This window comes from Pseudoclavibacter sp. CFCC 13796 (assembly GCF_008831185.1).
Taxonomy (GTDB): Bacteria; Actinomycetota; Actinomycetes; order Actinomycetales; family Microbacteriaceae; genus Pseudoclavibacter_A.
Genome location: NZ_WBKD01000001.1, coordinates 1406549 through 1424229 on the forward strand (window position 1 = coordinate 1406549; position 17681 = coordinate 1424229).

12 protein-coding genes are annotated in these 17681 nt (G+C 66.1%); all 12 read left to right on the forward strand.

Annotated features, from left to right (window positions below; all coding sequences use genetic code 11):
* The first annotated feature begins 97 nt into the window (after positions 1-97).
* The 12 genes from F8O07_RS06205 (at position 98) to hrcA (ending at position 17663) form a co-directional block, all read left to right on the forward strand.
* Positions 98-1582 carry a cytochrome ubiquinol oxidase subunit I gene (locus F8O07_RS06205; protein WP_192496664.1) on the forward strand — a complete coding sequence of 495 codons (1485 nt, stop codon included), beginning with the start codon at positions 98-100 and terminating at the stop codon, positions 1580-1582.
* 18 nt (positions 1583-1600) lie between these two features.
* A complete protein-coding gene (gene cydB / locus F8O07_RS06210) occupies positions 1601-2635 on the forward strand; it encodes a cytochrome d ubiquinol oxidase subunit II (protein ID WP_158031217.1) in 1035 nt (344 codons plus the stop codon).
* 199 nt (positions 2636-2834) lie between these two features.
* Positions 2835-4544, forward strand: a complete 1710-nt coding sequence (gene cydD, locus F8O07_RS06215; protein ID WP_225733254.1) for a thiol reductant ABC exporter subunit CydD — start codon at positions 2835-2837, stop codon at positions 4542-4544.
* Positions 4541-6325, forward strand: a complete 1785-nt coding sequence (cydC, locus tag F8O07_RS06220) for a thiol reductant ABC exporter subunit CydC (protein WP_158031219.1) — start codon at positions 4541-4543, stop codon at positions 6323-6325. Before cydD ends, cydC begins: the two co-directional genes overlap by 4 nt.
* 51 nt (positions 6326-6376) lie before the next feature.
* Entirely contained in the window at positions 6377-8908 is a 2532-nt protein-coding gene (gene leuS, locus F8O07_RS06225; RefSeq protein ID WP_158031220.1) for a leucine--tRNA ligase, read from the forward strand.
* Positions 8909-9072: 164 nt separating this feature from the next.
* Entirely contained in the window at positions 9073-9759 is a 687-nt protein-coding gene (locus tag F8O07_RS06230) for a helix-hairpin-helix domain-containing protein (protein WP_158031221.1), read from the forward strand.
* Positions 9756-11999, forward strand: a complete 2244-nt coding sequence (locus F8O07_RS06235; RefSeq protein ID WP_158031222.1) for a ComEC/Rec2 family competence protein — start codon at positions 9756-9758, stop codon at positions 11997-11999. Before F8O07_RS06230 ends, F8O07_RS06235 begins: the two co-directional genes overlap by 4 nt.
* A gap of 57 nt (positions 12000-12056) precedes the next feature.
* A complete protein-coding gene (gene holA / locus F8O07_RS06240; RefSeq protein ID WP_225732811.1) occupies positions 12057-13067 on the forward strand; it encodes a DNA polymerase III subunit delta in 1011 nt (336 codons plus the stop codon).
* Positions 13068-13177: 110 nt separating this feature from the next.
* Complete coding sequence (gene rpsT, locus F8O07_RS06245; protein ID WP_158031224.1) at positions 13178-13438, forward strand: 30S ribosomal protein S20; 261 nt, start codon at positions 13178-13180, stop codon at positions 13436-13438.
* Positions 13439-13516: 78 nt separating this feature from the next.
* Positions 13517-15385, forward strand: a complete 1869-nt coding sequence (lepA, locus tag F8O07_RS06250) for a translation elongation factor 4 (RefSeq protein WP_158031225.1) — start codon at positions 13517-13519, stop codon at positions 15383-15385.
* Positions 15382-16536, forward strand: coding sequence for a radical SAM family heme chaperone HemW (hemW, locus tag F8O07_RS06255; protein WP_158031226.1), 1155 nt, complete (start codon positions 15382-15384; stop codon positions 16534-16536). The genes lepA and hemW overlap by 4 nt, the downstream gene beginning before the upstream one ends.
* Before the next feature lie 92 nt (positions 16537-16628).
* Complete coding sequence (gene hrcA, locus F8O07_RS06260) at positions 16629-17663, forward strand: heat-inducible transcriptional repressor HrcA (RefSeq protein ID WP_158031227.1); 1035 nt, start codon at positions 16629-16631, stop codon at positions 17661-17663.
* Positions 17664-17681 lie beyond the last annotated feature (18 nt).

Sequence of the window (17681 nt, forward strand, 5' to 3'; positions counted from 1 at the left end):
TACTTTGCACTTGTATACAAGCCGGAGTAACGTCTCCAACAGGTGTCGCCGACAGGTGTCGGAGACCGAAATTTCACTGGAGTGAAGAGGAACGCACATGACCGATACCTTGGCCGTGCTGCAGAGCGACCCCACGGCACTGGCGCTGGCGCGCTGGCAGTTCGGGCTGACGACTCTGTACCACTACCTGTTCGTGCCGCTGACGATCGGGCTGATGCTCATCGTCGCGATTATTCAGACCGCTTGGGTGCGCACCGGCAAGGTGAAGTACCTGCAGCTGACGAAGCTCTTCGGCAAGATCTTTCTGATCAACTTCGCCATGGGCGTGGTGACGGGCATCGTCCAGGAGTTCCAGTTCGGGCTGAACTGGTCGGAGTACTCGCGCTTCGTCGGAGACATCTTCGGCGCCCCGCTGGCCATGGAGGGGCTCTTCGCCTTCTTCTTGGAGGCCACGTTCATCGGCGTCTGGATCTTCGGCTGGAACAAGGTGTCGAAGGGCGTGCACCTCGCGTCGGCCTGGCTGACGTCGATCGCGACCATCCTCTCGGCCTACTTCATCATCGCCGCCAACTCGTTCATGCAGAACCCGGTCGGCTACGAACTGAATCCGAACCGAGGGCGCGCAGAGCTGACCGACATCGGCCAGGTGCTCACGAACCCGGTTGCGGTTTCGGCGTTTCCGCACGCGATCACGGGCGCAGTCGTGTTCGCCGGCGCAGTGATCGTAGCCGTGAGCGCCTATCACCTGCGGCGCAATCAGCATGTCGAGACGATGCGCACCGGCCTCAAGATCGGTGCCTGGTCGGTGCTCGCGGGCTTCGCGGGCGTCTTCCTGAGCGGCGACCAGCTCGGCCTGGCCATGGTGCACACCCAGCCCATGAAGATGGCGGCTGCCGAAGCGATGTTCGAGACGAGCACTGGCGCAGACGCCTCATTCTCCGTCTTCACCCTCGGCACGCCCGACGGCCACAGCGAGCTCTTCTCTCTGCGCATTCCCTATCTGCTGTCGTTCCTCTCGACGCACACGTTCAACGGCACTGTCGAGGGGCTGACCGATCTGCAGGCGAAGTACACCCAGCAGTTCTGCACGGATGCGCTGAACCCTGCACTGACGTGCCCGACTGATGGGTCGTTCATGCCGGTGCTCTGGATCACCTACTGGAGCTTCCGCTGGATGATCGGTCTGGGAGCGTTCAGCGCGCTGATCGCTCTGGTCGCGCTGTGGATCACCCGCAAGAAGAGCCGCATCACGGTGCCCGACTGGTTCTGGCGTGTCGCCATCTGGGCCGCTCCGGTGCCTCTGCTCGCCAACCTCGTCGGCTGGGTCTTCACCGAGATGGGTCGACAGCCCTGGATCGTGTTCGGCCTGATGACCACCGAACGTGCGGTCTCGCCGAACGTGCCGGCGTGGTCGGTCGGCCTGTCGTTGGCCTTGTTCACCTTGGTCTACGGGGCACTGGCAGTCGTTGAGTTCAAACTCATCAAGAAGGCGGCTCAGGCCGGTCCGCCAGAGTTCGACGCAGACCACAGCGGAGATGAGACCGCAGAGGTCGATCCCCACAAACTGGCGATCACGTACTAGTAATGGAGATTTGATCAAATGACTCTCGAAATTCTCTGGTTCTTCATCGTCGGGGTGCTGTTCGTCGGCTACTTTGTGCTCGACGGCTTCGACTTCGGCGTGGGCATGTCGCTGCCCTTCCTCGGCAAGAACGACACCGAGCGCCGGCAGATCATCAACACGATCGGCCCGGTCTGGGATCTCAACGAGACCTGGGTGATCGTGGCTGGCGCCTGCCTGTTCGCCGCCTTCCCCGAGTGGTACTCCACCCTCTTCAGCGGTGCCTACCTGGCACTGGTGCTGATTCTGATCGCGTTGATCTTCCGAGGCGTCTCGTTCGAGTACCGCCACCAGGGCCACCACGAGAACTGGAGCAAGTGGTTCGACTGGTTCATCGTGATCGGCTCTGCCGTTCCCGCCCTGCTGTGGGGTGTGGCGGTGGCCAACATCGTCAACGGTCTGCCGATTCTGAAGGTCGAGCACTCGTTCATCTATCAGGGCACACTGCTGACGCTGCTCAACCCGTACGCACTGCTGGGCGGTCTGACCACGCTGCTGCTGTTCTTCACGCACGGAGTGCAGTTCGTCGGCCTGAAGACCGACGGCAAGGTCAAGGCACGCGCCCATCGGCTGGGCCGCTCACTCGGCCTGATCACCATCGTCGTCGCGGCACTCTTCCTGCTGTGGACCAACATCGCGCACTTCTCGCCGCTGGTGCTCGTGCTCTCGCTGCTCGCCGCTGTGACGCTGATCATCAGCTACTGGTGCAACTGGATCGAGCGTGACGGCCTCGGCTTCACCTTCACCGCTCTGACCGTCGTCTTCGCGGTGCTGGCGCTGTGGATGGTGCTGTTCACGAGCTACCCCGAGCACATGGTGATGCCGAGCACCTACGGTCTCGAGAACAGCCTGACGCTCACGAACGCCTCGAGCTCGACGAACACACTGTCGTTCATGACCTGGGTGGCGGCATTCGCTCTGCCGGTCGTGCTGCTTTACCAGGGCTGGACCTACTGGGTGTTCCGCAAGCGCGTTCGCCGCGTCGACATCGAGCAGGCGGCCGTGGCACACTGACACCCTAGCTGCCGGAACGAACCGCTCCAATCGTCTGCATGACTACACTGTTGTGGCAGGCGAGGGGAGCGGTTCTTCCGTCTGCAGGACGCAGCCACCTGAGGCGTGGGGCTGCGCAGAGATCTTCGAACACGAGGTGTGAACCATCAAACCCATCGACCCCCGGCTGCTGCGCCGGGCAACGGCCGCCCGAGGCTACCTGCTCGTCAGCGGGCTCATCGGTCTGCTGCAGATCGCCTGCATTCTGGTCTTCTCATGGGCGGTGGCACAATGCGTGGCCGGTGCGCTCATGCAGCATCTGACCTGGAACGAGAGTCTGCACCTGGTCGCACTCGCCGCGGCCGCCCAGGCGATTCGTGCCCTGCTGGCATACGCGTGGAACGTCTCTTCAGAGTTCGCCGCGGCAAAGGTCAAAGCCCAGCTGCGTGAGCAGATGGCTGAACGGTTCGCGGCATTGGGCCCCGCCTGGCTCGCTAGCCGCTCTGCTCCGCAGCTCACGACCGTCTATGGGCGTGGTCTGGATGCGCTCGACGGCTACTTCTCGAAGTTCCTTCCGCAGCTGGTGCTCACGGTCATCTCCGTGCCGGTCTTCCTGTTCGTGCTCTGGCGTGAAGACCTGCCGTCTGCGATCACGGTGGGCGTCACCCTCCCGCTGATCCCGATCTTCATGATCCTGATCGGCTGGTACACCCAGCGGGTGCAGAACTCCGAATGGGAGGCCTCACGAACACTCTCCGGTCACTTCGTCGACGTCGTCACCGGTCTCTCTACGCTCAAAGTCTTCGGGCGGCAGTGGCACCAGCGTGACGTGATCTCGACCGTGACCGACCACTACCGCCAGCGCACCATGCGCGTGCTGGGCATCTCGTTCATGTCGGGCTTCGTGCTGGAGCTCGCGTCGACCCTGGCGGTCGCACTCGTCGCCGTGTCGATCGGCACACGTCTCATCGGCGGCGAGATCGATCTCTACACCGGTCTCTTCGTCCTGCTGATCGCACCAGAGGCCTTTTCTCCGCTTCGCCTCGTGGGCTCGCATTACCACGCGGCCACCGAGGGCATCTCGGCCGCCGACGACGCGCTGAGCGTGCTCGACGAGCCAGATTCTCGGCCTGGCGCGCACCCGGCCGCCCCGATCCGCAGCGCCAGTCACGACGCGATCACGGCATCCGCAGAGTCACCGTCGAGCCGCAGACCCGCAGACCTGCGACTCGAAGACATCTGCGTCTCGCGAGGCGACGTCGAGCTGCAGCCGGTCACGCTGCGCGCCGAGGCAGGCCGGCTCACAGTGGTGAGCGGTCCGTCAGGAGCCGGTAAGAGCAGCATCTTCGCGGCGCTGCTCGGCTTCGCGCCGGCGACGGGTCAGGTGATCTGGCAGGGCGAACGCATCGACCTCGAACGAGACGCGCCGCTGCGGCCCTTCATCGCCTGGAGCGGACAGCGCACTGATCTCTTTCCGGGAACGATCGCGAGCAACGTCGCCCTCGGGCTCAACTCGGGCGACCACGTCGATGCCGATCTGCTGCGGCGCTGCCTGAGGCTGGCCGGCGCGGGTCGGCTCGATCTCGACCAGGTGATCGACCCTGTCGGCGGAGGCATCTCGGGCGGGCAGGCCCAACGCGTCTGCATCGCGCGCGCCTACTACCGTGCCTTCTCACACGACTGCCGCATCGTCCTGCTCGACGAGCCCACGAGCGCCGTCGACGAGCAGACCGAACGCGAGATGATCGCCGGTATGCGAACCATGGCGCAAGACGGGCGCGTGGTCGTCGTCATCAGTCATCGTCCGCGTGTCATCGCTGCGGCGGATGCTCGGGTGTCGATCGCCGCGCAGCCGACGGGCCGCGCAGGCGGTGCGGTGGCGAGCGCATCCTCGGCGTCGCGTGACGAAAGAGACGGAGTGGTCGCATGAATCGTGGCAGGACTCTGCTGCCGGCACCCGGCGTCGACGAGCGGCTCGCCAGACTCGCCACCCCAGACCCGAAGCGCTTCTGGGCAGGTGTGCTGTTCGGCGTGCTGAGCGCCGCGGCCGCCATCGGGCTGACCTGGGCCAGCGCCTACCTCATCTCGGCGAGTGCGATGCGCCCGCCCATCCTCACGCTGATGGCGATCATCGTGAGCGTTCGGGTCTTCGCGCTGGGACGCGCATCGTTCCGTTACATCGAACGTCTGCTCAGCCACGACGCCGCATTCCGCATGCTCGGGCGACTGCGTGTCGGTGTGTTCGAGCGACTCATACCGGGTGCGCCTGCGAACCTCTCGCATCTGGGGCGCGGCGATCTGATGAGCCGCTTCGTGTCGGACATCGACGATCTGCAGGATCTTCCCCTGCGCGTCTGGCAGCCGCTGCTCACTTCGCTGCTGGTGAGTGCCGTCACGACCGCGCTGCTCGCACTGATCTCTCCGATGGCGGGTCTCGTGCTCGCGCTGAGCCTGATCGGCGCCGCGGTGTTGGGCGGCGTGCTGCCTGAGCGGGCGACCTCGGCTCGCACCCGAGACGCGGCGCCGGTGCGTGCCGCACAGAACGAGCACATGCTGCGCATGCTCGAGTCGATGGACGTGCTGACGGCCTACGACGCGCTCCCGCAGGCTCAACGCGAGGCTCAGAGTCTGGCGCGGCGGCAGTCGGTGATCGACCGCTCGCGTGCCGCCACACAGGGGCTCGTCGACCTGTGCCTGGCCGGATTCACCGGCATCGCCGTGATCGGCGCGATCTGGGCAGGCGGCACCGATCTGCAGGCCGGAGCCTTTCCCGGCAGCTGGCTGGCGGTGCTGGTGCTGGTGCCGATGACGATCTTCGACGTCTTCTCGCAGGTGCCGACCGCCATGACGGCGATCGAGAAGGTGCGTGTGGCCTCGCACCGCATCGGTGCGGTCATCGACGACGGCAGACGGCTCAACGGCGGGGCCGACGATGCCGGTTCCGGCGCTGGTGCAGACGGGGATGCCGGAGCCGAGCCCGCACCGCAGGCAGACGAGCGAGCATCCGCATTCGCGTCACTGCAGCTGCGAGACGTCAGCATCGGCTGGCCGGGAGCCCCGATCATCGCCGAGGGCATCGACCTCGACCTGAGGCCTGGCCGCCGTGTGCTCATCACCGGTGCGAGCGGTGCAGGCAAGAGCACGCTCGCTGCCACACTGGTGCGCTTTCTCGACCATCGCTTCGGAGGGTATGCGATCGATGCGCAGGACGTGCGCGACCTCGGCGGCGACCGCGTCCGTCGCGTCGTCGGTCTCTGCGAGCAGCGACCGCACCTGTTCGCGTCGACGGTGCGCGCCAACCTGCTGCTGGCGCAGCCCGAAGCCGAAGACGACCTGTTGCTCGCGGTTCTGCGCCGTGTGGGACTCAATGATCTGATCGAGTCACGCGAGGGTCTCGACACGGTGGTCGGAGAGAACGGACAGCTGCTGTCGGGCGGGCAGGTGCAGCGCCTCGCATTGGCACGGGCTCTGCTCGCAGAGTTCCCGGTGATCGTCTTCGACGAGCCCACGGCCAACGTCGACCCGGAGCTCGCAGACGAGCTGCTCGTCGATCTGCTCGCCATCGCTGGAACGCACGGCAGCACGAGAGACGGTCAGGCTCCCGCGGTCGTGCTGATGAGTCACGATCGGGTTCCCTCGGCGCTGGTCGACGAACATCTGCATCTGGCCGACGGGCGGTTCACGCGGGTCGACGCGGTCGAACAGGCGTGATCGAGTAACCTTGAGGCGGTCTGCCTCGTTTCCGACAGACCAGCGCGATCCATGAGAACAGGTGAAGAAGAGTTGAGCGACGAGACGGCAGAACAGCCAGAGTACGACTTTCGCAGACTGCAGCAGAAGTGGCAGCCCATCTGGGCCGAGCAGCGGCTGTTCGACGCCGAACGGGCGGTGACCGAGCACCCCGATCGACCGCGCAAGTACGTGCTCGACATGTTCCCCTACCCGTCGGGCGATCTGCACATGGGCCATGCCGAGGCGTTCTGCTACGGCGACATCGCGGCGCGCTACTGGCGTCACCGCGGCTACAGCGTGCTGCATCCGATCGGCTGGGACTCGTTCGGCCTGCCCGCCGAAGACGCTGCGATCAAACGCGGCATCAACCCGCGCACCTGGACCTACGACAACATCGCGCAGCAGAAGCGCAGCTTCGAGACCTACGCGCCGAGCTTCGACTGGTCGCGTGAGCTGCACACCTCCGACCCGGAGTACTACCGCTGGAACCAGTGGCTCTTTCTGCAGATGTACGAGCGCGGGCTGGCGTATCGCAAAGACTCTTGGGTCAACTGGGATCCGGTCGACCAGACCGTGCTGGCCAACGAGCAGGTGCTCGCCGACGGCACCAGCGAACGCAGTGGCGCCATGGTCGAGAAGAAGAAGCTCACGCAGTGGTATCTGAAGATCACTGACTACGCCGATCGGCTTCTCGACGACCTGGATCGACTCGAGGGCCATTGGCCGGCCAAGGTGCTGCAGATGCAGCGCAACTGGATCGGACGCTCGTACGGTGCAGACATCGACTTCCGCATCGAGGGCCGCGAACAGCCGGTCACCGTGTTCAGCACACGGCCAGACACGCTCTATGGGGCCACCTTCATGGTGGTCGCGCCAGAGAGCGATCTCGCAGCGGAGCTCGTCTCGGCCGCCAGCCCCGAAGCACGAATGCGTTTTCAGGACTACCTCGAGCGCACCCAGCACGCCACGGAGATCGAACGGCAGGCATCTGACAGGCCGAAGACCGGCGTGTTCCTGGAACGCTATGCGGTGAACCCGGTCAACGGCGAACGTCTGCCCGTCTGGGCTGCCGACTACGTGCTGGCCGACTACGGTCATGGCGCCGTGATGGCCGTGCCCGCGCATGATCAGCGTGACCTCGACTTCGCTCGCGCGTACGATCTGCCGGTGCGGGTCGTGGTGAGCAGCGACGATGATGACCCCGCCGAGAGCGGTGTGGCGGTCACCGGCGACGGAGTGCTGACCAATTCGGGCCCGCTCGACGGCCTGCACAAGGACGAGGCGATCGCACAGGTCATCGAGAAGCTCGAGGCCGACGGCACCGGTCACGGCACGAAGACCTACCGGCTGCGCGACTGGCTGATCTCTCGCCAGCGCTACTGGGGCACGCCGATTCCCGTGCTGCACGCCGAAGACGGTTCGCTGGTGCCGGTGCCGGAGTCTCAGCTGCCCATCGAGCTGCCCGACACCGAGGGTCTCGACCTCAAGCCCAAGGGCACGTCGCCACTGGGCGCCGCCACCGACTGGGTGCACACGACGATGCCCGGCACCGACGAGCCTGCGCTGCGCGACCCGGACACGATGGACACCTTCGTCGACAGCTCGTGGTACTACCTGCGCTTTCTCAGTGCGAACGATGCGACGCAGCCTTTCGACCCCGAACAGGCCCGCCAGTGGGCGCCGATCGACATCTATGTGGGCGGCGTCGAGCATGCGATCCTGCATCTGCTCTACTCACGGTTCATCACCAAGGTGCTGCACGACATGGGCTGGGTCGACTTCGACGAGCCATTCACCTCGCTGATCAACCAGGGCATGGTACTGCTCGACGGCTCGAAGATGTCGAAGTCGAAGGGCAACCTCGTCGAGTTCGCCTCCGAGCTGCGTGATCACGGCGCCGACGCGCTCCGTGTGACGCTCGCCTTCGCCGGGCCGGTCGAAGACGACATCGACTGGGCAGACGTCTCAGTGCAGGGCTCGGCGAAGTTCCTCGCTCGTGCCTGGCGCGTCGCTCGTGACGTGAGCAGCGCATCCGCCGCAGACGCCGCGGCTCTCAGCGACGGTGACCTGACCCTGCGGCAGGCCACGCACCATCTGCTGGCAGATTCGCCCGACCTGATCGAGGCGACGAAGTACAACGTGGTCGTGGCGCGTCTGATGGAGCTGGTGAACCTCGCCCGCAAGACGATCGATCGACCGCAGGGGCGTGGAGCCGCCGATCCCGCTGTGCGCGAGGCCGCTGAGGTGCTCGCACGCGTGCTCGACCTGTTCGCGCCCTATCTGGCCGCCGAGATGTGGCAGATGCTCGGGCATGAGGATGCCGTGGCTTTGTCGGTCTGGCCTGTGGCCGATCCGTCTCTGCTGGTTCGCCAGGAGGTCACGGCGGTCGTGCAGGTCAACGGCAAGGTGCGCGCCCGTCTTCAGGTCTCGCCCGAGATCGCTGAGAGCGAGCTGCAGGAGCTCGCGCTGGCGAACGAGCACGTGCAGGAGCTGGTGGGCGACCGCAGCATCCGCCGTGTGATCGTGCGCGCGCCGAAGCTGGTCAACATCGTGGTCGGCTGAGTTCCGGCCGTCTGACGGAGACGTGCCCCGGTCGGTCGGCTGAGTGATCTCACCCGCTGCCGACCGGGGCACGTCTGTGTGCACAGACGGTGTCGTCCTTCGAACCTGTGCACAGCAGTGCCCGGGGCGGTGCGGGCAGATGGGCGATCGACCACAGTCGAGGCATGCCAGCTCCAGAGCATCCCACGACGTCGACCCGTTTTCTGCACGCTCGAGCCCTGATTCTGCTCGCCGTGCTCGCCTTGGTCGTCTGCGTGCTGCTCTCGGCCTGTCAGGGCTCGAGGCATTCGGTCGTCGAAGCCGGTCAGGACACAGCGTCTGACGGGGGAGACCTCAACGCTGCCTCGGGTGCGCCAGGCGAAGCGAATCGCACGCCGGGCGGTGACGACGGCGTGCACGTGCATGTCACCGGCGCAGTGCGTGCCCCGGGTCTGCATCGGCTCGATCCAGGGCTGCGCATCGCCGATGCCATCGAGAAGGCCGGCGGGTTCGCCGACGACGCCGACGTCGAGACGCTGAATCTCGCCCGTGTGCTGGTCGACGGCGAGCAGCTCGTCATCCCGCGTCGCGGCGAAGAGGCTCCTGCCGCATCGGCACCGAGCGGGTCCGCATCCGGATCGGCCGGCGCAGCATCCGGTGCGACCGCCGGCGGTGCTGGCAGCCAGATCAATCTGAACTCCGCGACGGCCGATCAGCTGCAGACGCTGCCTGGCGTGGGGCCCAGCACCGCGCAGAAGATCATCGACTCGCGGGCAGCCGAAGGCCCGTTCAGGTCGGTCGATGACCTGACCCGAGTGTCGGGCATCGGTGAGAAGACGCTGGAGAAGCTGCGCTCACGGGTGACCGTATGAGGGGCAGGAGGCGTTCGCTGCTGGCCTCACCGCAGCTGATCGAATGGCGGCAGCTGAGCGAGGTGCGGGGTGAACGCCCCAGATGGCGCGCTGGGGCGGCGCTGCTGGCAGTGCTCGGCGGGTGGACGCTCGCGTTGAGCCAGGGAGCCGGGGAGCCAGCCGCGCGCAGCGAGCTGCGGCGCAGTCTCGAACTCTTCGATCCAGACTGGGCAGAGCAGATGCGGGCTGCGTTCGGCCGCATTCTCGCAGACCTTGGCGGGCTGCTGCCGCTGAGCCCCGAGGTCACCGGCCTGATCGGAGGCGTCTCAGTCGGCGTGGTCGACGGGCTGCCCGACACGACGGACGCGAACATGCTCGCCACCGGCCTCGCCCACATCACTGCGGTCAGCGGGTCGAATGCGGCGGTGCTCGTCGGCATGGTGCAGGGGCTGCTCGGGCTCATACACACACCGAGACTCTGGCGCGGCGTGGGCGAGCTGGCCGGCATCTGGGGGTTCGTGCTGCTGGTGGGCGGCGAGGTCACCGTGCTGCGAGCGGCGGCCATGCTCACACTGGTCACGCTGCTGCGCCCGTGGAGCGGCGGCCGCGGCGTGGTCGGCATCTGCGTCGCCGTTGTGATCCTGCTGCTCTGGGAGCCGCAGCTTGCCGGCAGCGTCGCGTTCGGGCTGTCGGTGACGGCGACAGCTGGCCTGATGCTGTTCAGCGGACCGGTCGCCCGCTGGCTGTGTCGATGGATGCCCGAGGCGATCGCGAATCTGCTGGCGCCCAGTACGGCCGCACTGATGGCGTGTCAGCCGCTGCTCCTGCTGATCGACGGGCAGCCCGCGTCCGGTCACCAGCTGGCTGCGAATCTGCTGGCTCTGCCCGCAGTGCCTGCGGTGACGGTGCTCGGCGTGCTCAGCTGCCTCACGGCAGCGTGGGCACCGTGGCTCGCCGTCGTCTTCGCGATGCTTGCGGCTCCCGGCGGGTGGTGGATCGGTCAGGTCGCGGCGCACTTCAGCTCGCACCCGTTCGGCGCGATTCCATGGCCGTCCTGGCCAGCAGGCGGAATGGCGAGCGGGCTGCTGCTCGCGCTCTTGACCGTCGGCACCCTGATCGGCTCCGGGCATGGGCCGACGTCAACTGCGTCTTCATCGACCGGCTCACGCCGATTGAGCATTCGCTCCTCAGTAGAACGACGAGACGACGAAGCGCACCGACCACGACGGCGCCGATCGCGACGGCATCGGCCGCGCCTGAACTGGCGGCGGCGCGTGCGGCTGGCCAGCTTTGGCAGCGCGCTGTTGGTGGCGACTGCGGCTGTGGCGGTCACCGGCATCGGCCACGTGCTGTCGGCCAGTCGGCTGCCGGTGGGCACGCCGATACTGCAGTGCGATGTGGGGCAGGGCGACGGCCTGCTCGTGCAGGGCTCCGGCGCAACCGTGCTGATCGACACAGGCGAGTCTGCGCAGAGGATCACCGACTGCCTGCGCGGGGCGCAGGTCACCGCAATCGACGTCGTCGTGCTGACACACTCGGACGTCGACCATGCCGGAGCCACCGAAGCTGTCGCGAAAGTGGCTCAGGTCGACACTGTTCTGATCCCCGACGTCGTCGACGCGAAGCTGGATCGTGCGGCCGGGCGGCTGCAGGCTCGTCGGGTCGTGCGTGCCGGCCTCGGCGACGCCGGGAGCATACAGGCGGTCTCCGGTCTCGACGATGCACGCAGCTCGACACAGCAGACACCGGCTGGGGCCGGCATCGCGTGGCGTGCCCTGCACCCCAAGAAGGCGGCGCCAGGTGCGGCAGGGGGCCGACCCGTGCATGACCCGAACGCCAGCAGTCTCGCGATGCTGATCGATCTGCCAGATCTGCGCCTGCTGACGCTCGCCGACCTCGACGCAGACGGGCAGCGATCAGTCGCTCGCGAGCTGTCTGCGCTCGGTGTGCGAAGAATCGACGTGGTGAAAGTCGCCCATCACGGTTCCGCCGATCACTGGCCGGGCCTCTACCTCGAGCTGCGGCCCGCCCTGGCGCTGATCTCCTGCGGTCGCGGCAACTCCTATGGGCATCCGACGTCCAAGCTCCTGGCCACGCTGCAGCGCAGCGGCACTGCTGTTCGCCGCACCGATCAGCACGGCCGCGTGGCAGTGAGCGCCGAGCCTCCCGAGGTCGCGGAAGGCACGCGTGAGGCACCCCGTGCGCACGAATCGGCCAGAGGAGGTCAGCGGCTCGCGGTATGGTGTGAGCACGGCTGCTGAGCCGACACGACGTCGACCCGGCACACAGACAGAATCAGAGCGAAGACGAGGAGTCGCGTGGCGGCGAAGGGCAAGATCCAGCGTGCACGATGGAGCCAGGTGCGTCTCGCACCGATCGTTCTGCTGAGCGGCCCAGAAGACCTCTTGGCCGATCGCGCCCGACAGCTGCTGCGTGCCGCAGCGCAGCAGCAGGCGAGCGATCAGCAGCAGGAGGTCGAGTTCTCTGATCTTGACGCACGAGAGTACGCCTCCGGCTCACTGCTGAGCGTCGCGTCGCCTTCGCTGTTCGCTCAGCCGCGTTTCATCTGGGTCGATCACCTTGAGCAGATGACCGATGCCTTTCTGAGCGATGCGATCGACTACATCGGTCAGGCCGATCCCGATGTGACCGTGGTGCTGAGACATCGCAAAGGGGTCCGCGGCAAGAAGCTGCTGACGGCGATCCGCGATGTGGCCTCTGCGCTCGAGGTGGAGTGCGCAGAGCTCAAACGCGACGATGACAAGCAGACCTTCGTGCGAGAAGAGCTGCAGTTGGCGGGTCGGCGCATCGACCCCGATGCGGCTCGGGCGCTCGTCGACGCGTTCAGCGCAGACACCACAGAGCTGGCGGCCGCCTGCAGACAGCTCGTCGCAGACGTGACCGAGAACATCACTCGGGCTGACATCGACCGCTACTTCGGCGGGCGGGTCGAGACGACGGGGTTCGCCATCGCAGACGCCGCACTGGCGGGGCAGACTGCGAAGGCCCTGGTCTTGGTTCGACACGCCGGGCAGCAGGGCATGAACGCGGTGCCGATCGTCGCGGCGATCGCGACGAAGGTGCGCCTGATGGCCGCCGTCTGCGAGGTGCACGCCTCTCCGCAGCAGCTGGCCTCGAGGGTCGGGGGCGCACCCTGGCAGATTCGGCGTGCTCAGCAGGATGCGGCACGGTGGAATCCCGTGGAGCTGGGTCGTGCCGTGCGAGCGGTGGCCGACACAGACGCCCAGATCAAGGGGCAGTCCGTCGACGGCGGCTATGCTCTGGAGCGGCTCGTGCGCAGACTTGCGACACGACGCATCGGCAGTTGAGCGCCTGCCCCGGCGTTTGGTAGTGTAGATGCTTGGCCTGCACACCCTCGGTGTGATGTGTCCGTGTCGAACCCGACCGGGCTTACCAGAAGACTGACAGAAAGACGACAGTGGCGAACATTAAGTCCCAGAAGAAGCGCATCCTCACCAACGCCAAGCGCACTGAGCGCAATCGCGCGCTGAAGAGCGAACTGCGCACCCTCTCGCGTAAGACCCGTGAGGCCGTCGCAGCAGGCGACAAAGAGAAGGCTCAGGCCGAACTGCTCATCGTCTCGAAGAAGCTTGACAAGGCGGTCACGAAGGGCGTTCTGCACAAGAACACCGCTGCGAACCGCAAGTCGAAGCTGACCAAGCAGGTCAACTCTCTCTGAGTCTGAGACCCAGGAGTTCGTGAAGGCCCGCCCCTGAGCGGGCCTTCTGCATAGCAGGCCGCAGAGAAAGAGGAGCGCATGCCCAGAGTCACCGACCAGCAGGCACGTCAGATCGTGCCCGCAGCCACCGACTCGAAGCGCATCCGCAACTTCTGCATCATCGCGCACATCGACCACGGCAAGTCGACCCTGGCCGATCGAATGCTGCAGATCACCGGCATCGTCTCTGACCGTGACATGCGGGCGCAGTATCTCGATCGCATGGACATCGAGCGCGAGCGCGGCATCACGATCAAGAGCCAGGCTGTGCGCATGCCGTGGGGTGTCGGCGATCAGGGGTACGCCCTGAACATGATTGACACGCCCGGTCACGTCGACTTCACCTACGAGGTGTCGCGTTCTCTGGCGGCCTGCGAAGGTGCCATTTTGCTGGTCGACGCGGCGCAGGGCATCGAGGCCCAGACTCTGGCCAATCTCTATCTGGCTCTTGAGAACGATCTGACGATCATCCCGGTGCTGAACAAGATCGACCTGCCCAGCGCCGACCCGGAGCGCTTCGCCGCCGAACTCGCCGGGCTGATCGGCGGCGACCCCGCCGACGTGCTGCGGGTCTCGGGCAAGACCGGCGAAGGAGTCGAAGCGCTGCTCGACGAAGTCGTGCGCCGCATTCCAGCACCGCAAGGCGACCCCGACGCGCCCGCTCGTGCGATGATCTTTGACTCTGTGTACGACGCATATCGTGGCGTGGTCACCTATGTCCGGGTCGTCGACGGCCGGCTGAAGCCTCGCGAACGCGTGCAGATGCTCAGCACCAAGGCGACGCATGAGATTCTCGAGATCGGCGTCAGCTCGCCAGAGCCGAGACCGAGCGACGGTTTGGCCGCGGGCGAGGTCGGCTATCTGATCACCGGGGTGAAAGACGTTCGACAGTCGAAGGTCGGCGACACGATCACCACACATGCCCGGCCCGCGACCGAAGCGCTGCCCGGCTATGACGAAGCCAAGCCGATGGTGTTCTCGGGGCTCTATCCGCTTGACGGCAGCGACTACCCAGATCTGCGCGAGGCGCTTGACAAACTCAAACTCGAAGACGCCGCGCTGATCTACGAGCCAGAGACCTCGGTGGCACTCGGCTTCGGCTTCCGCTGCGGGTTTCTGGGCCTGCTTCATCTCGAGATCATCTCGGAGCGTCTGCGCCGCGAGTTCAACCTCGATCTGATCGCCACCGCACCCAGCGTGATCTACGACGTCACCGCCGAAGACGGCACCAAGGTGCACGTCACCAACCCCTCCGAGTTTCCAGACGGCAAGATCGTCGATGTGCAGGAACCGATCGTGCGTGCCACGATCCTGGCGCCGAAAGACTATGTCGGCGCAATCATGGAGCTCTGTCAGTCCCGTCGCGGCACCATGCAGGGCATGGACTATCTCAGCGAGCAGCGCGTCGAACTGCACTACACGCTGCCGCTCGGCGAGATCGTCTTCGACTTCTTCGACCAGCTGAAGAGCCGCACACAGGGCTACGCCTCGCTTGACTATGAGCAGACCGGCACCCAGAGCGCCGACCTGGTGAAGGTCGACATCTTGCTGCAGGGAGAGAAAGTCGATGCGTTCAGCGCGATCGTGCATCGCGATGCGGCCTACGCCTATGGCGTGAAGATGACACAGCGGCTGCGCGAACTGATTCCTCGCCAGCAGTTCGAGGTGCCGATTCAGGCGGCCATCGGCGCCCGCATCATCGCTCGCGAGAACATTCGTGCCCTGCGCAAAGACGTGCTGGCCAAGTGCTACGGCGGCGACATCTCGCGCAAGCGCAAACTGCTCGAGAAGCAGAAAGAGGGCAAGAAGCGCATGAAGTCGATCGGTCGCGTCGAGGTTCCGCAAGAGGCCTTCATCGCCGCGATCTCGAGCGACGGCGGCGGCCAAAAGGGCGAGAAGCGCAAGTGACGTTCAGCGTCTATGTGCACATTCCGTTCTGCCGGGTGCGCTGCGGATACTGCGACTTCAACACCTACACCGGCACCCAGCTGCGCGGCTTCGGCCAGAGCGAGTATGCGCAGGTGGCGGCCGACGAGGTCGGCTACGCCGCCAGCGTGCTGCGCGACGGCGATCATGCTCCCGACCAGGTCGACACGGTCTTCTTCGGCGGCGGCACCCCGACCATGCTGCCGGTCTCCAATCTCACCATGATCCTGCACCGCATCCGCGACGAGTGGGGCCTGGCGCCCGACTGCGAGATCACCACCGAGGCGAACCCCGAGACGGTCGACGCCGCCGCCCTGCAAGAACTCGCCGCGGCCGGGTTCACCCGCGTGTCGTTCGGCATGCAGTCAGCCGTGCCGCACGTGCTGCGCACTCTCGACCGGGTGCATCGCCCCGAACGCATTCCACTGGTGGTGCAGTGGGCGCGAGCAGCAGCGCTGCAGGTGTCGCTCGACCTGATCTACGGCACGCCGGGGGAGTCGATGGCCGACTGGCAGACCAGCGTCGACGAGGCTCTGGCACAGCATCCCGATCATCTCTCGGCCTACGCGCTGATCGTCGAGCCGGGCACGAAGCTGGCCCGCCAGATCAGGCACGGCGAGGTAGCCGAACCCGACGACGACCTCACCGCAGACAAGTACGAGTGGCTCGATGCCCGCATGCGTCGCGAGGGTTTCGAGTGGTACGAGCTCAGCAACTGGGCTCGCGTCGTCGATGACGACGTCGACCGACGCTGTCGACACAACCTGCGCTACTGGCACAATGACGACTGGTGGGGCATCGGCCCCGGTGCGCACAGCCACGTCGGTGACCAACGCTGGTGGAACGTGAAGCATCCTGCTCCCTATGCCGCCCGAGTGCGCGCCGGCGAGAGCCCGGAGGCGGGCCGCGAGACTCTGGACGCCACCGCTCGCTACGAAGAGCGCATCATGCTGGGCAGTCGGCTGCGCGAGGGCATCGGCGTGGCCGAGATCGCCGCTGAGCGTCGCGACGAGCTGCCCCTGCTGGCCGGCGACGGCCTGCTCGATGCGGATGCGCTGGCAGGTGGGCGAGCAGCGCTCACGCTGCGTGGTCGCCTGCTCGCCGACCGCGTGGTGGCAGATCTGATCGCATAGGTCTGGCTCGCGCCGTGAAGCGACAGGCGCGCTATGATTAGCACTCGAGACATGAGAGTGCCAGCAGCGGAGTCAACCCGGAGGTGATTGCCATGGCGACCGAACGAGGTCTCGCGGTGCTTCAGGCGATCGTGAACGACTATGTGGCCACCCGAGAGCCGGTCGGCTCGGCGGGTCTGGTCTCTCGACACCAGTTTCACGTGTCTGCGGCCACCATTCGCAATGACATGTCGGCTCTGGAAGACGAGGAGCTCATCTCAGCGCCTCATACCTCGGCCGGCCGCGTGCCGACTGAGAAGGGCTATCGGGTCTTCGTCGACAACCTGACACGGCTGCGCGGCATCACGGCGCCGCAACGCAGAGCGATCGAGCGGTTTCTGACTCCCGGCGAAGCCGATCTCGATGTGATGATCGAGAAGACGGTGCGTCTGCTCGCTCAGCTCACCAACCAGCTGGCCGTCGTGCGATACCCGACGTTCTCGAGCACGCGCGTGCGCAAAGTCGACATCGTCGACGTCGAGGGCGGTCGTCTGCTCGTGGTGCTGATCACCAGTCGTGGCACGGTCGCACAACATCACGTGACACTGCCGGCCGGTGCGTCGGCGCAGTCGGTGCGGCCATCGGTCGTGCGCCTGCGCGCGCTGATCAACGACCAGATGCGCGGCGTCGACCTCGAGCAGTTCGGCGACCGCGCCGAGCAGGTGCGCGAGTATGCGGCACCCGATGATCGTCCGCTCGCCGAACTGCTGCTGGGTGCGCTCGAACTGGGGGTCGAGGGCTCTCGGTCAGAGCGTCTGGTGGTTGCCGGCACCGGCAACCTGATGCGCACTGAGGCCGACTTCGACCACACCCTGGTGCCGGTGCTCGAGGCCATCGAAGAACAGGTGGCTCTGCTGCGTCTGCTCGGCGAGATGGGCGCCGAGGGGCGCGACATCACCGTGCGCATCGGTCGCGAGAACGAACACGAAGGCCTCGAAGAGGCTGCCGTGATCTCGAGCGGGTATGGCTCCGAACAGCGCGGCGAGTACGGCAGGCTGGCTGTGCTGGGCCCGACGCGCATGGACTACCGCGCGAACATGGCGGCCGTCCAGGCTGTCGCCAGCTATCTGTCGAAGATGCTGCGATGACCGCGAACCGCACGAATC